Origin of the sequence: Paenibacillus xylanexedens, assembly GCF_007680605.1 — a bacterium.
Taxonomy (GTDB): Bacteria; Bacillota; Bacilli; order Paenibacillales; family Paenibacillaceae; genus Paenibacillus; species Paenibacillus xylanexedens_B.
The window spans coordinates 1-500 of record NZ_VEIO01000048.1 but is presented as its reverse complement, the minus strand read 5'-3'; the positions used below and the strand labels follow the sequence as shown (position 1 = coordinate 500).

Annotated in this window: 1 tRNA gene; it reads right to left on the bottom strand. The window is 44.6% G+C overall.

Annotated features, from left to right (window positions below):
• Positions 1 to 277: 277 nt before the first annotated feature.
• Positions 278 to 353 (bottom strand) — tRNA-Ala (locus FS818_RS28310).
• Positions 354 to 500 lie beyond the last annotated feature (147 nt).

The window sequence follows — 500 nt, the reverse complement described above, 5'->3', positions numbered from 1 at the left end:
TGCTCTTAGTAGCTTAACCCTATGCTCCGGTTTCGACTGCTCGCTTCCCTTGTTTTGCTTGCGCAAAGCCAAAAGTCACTCCCATCCGATACCATCGCAATTGCAATTGTACTACCTTATATACACTTTCACTTGTTGACACAAGTTCAGCTAGGATGTTTGTTGTTCAGTTACTTGAACCGAGCAAGCATTCATCCCTAAAAGGAATGTTCTAATTCGCGTTTGTTTCGTTTCGATATCTAGTTTTCAAAGAACACAACAAATAGATGAAATTGTTTGGTGGAGCCAAGCGGGATCGAACCGCTGACCTCCTGCTTGCAAGGCAGGCGCTCTCCCAGCTGAGCTATGGCCCCTCAAATTCCATCAAAACTGAACAAATGGAGTAGTAACTCTGTAATGCTTGCAAGTTCACTGAACTTGCTTATTTGAATGTCTTCATTGCAGAAGACGATTCTCCATAGAAAGGAGGTGATCCAGCCGCACCTTCCGATACGGCTACC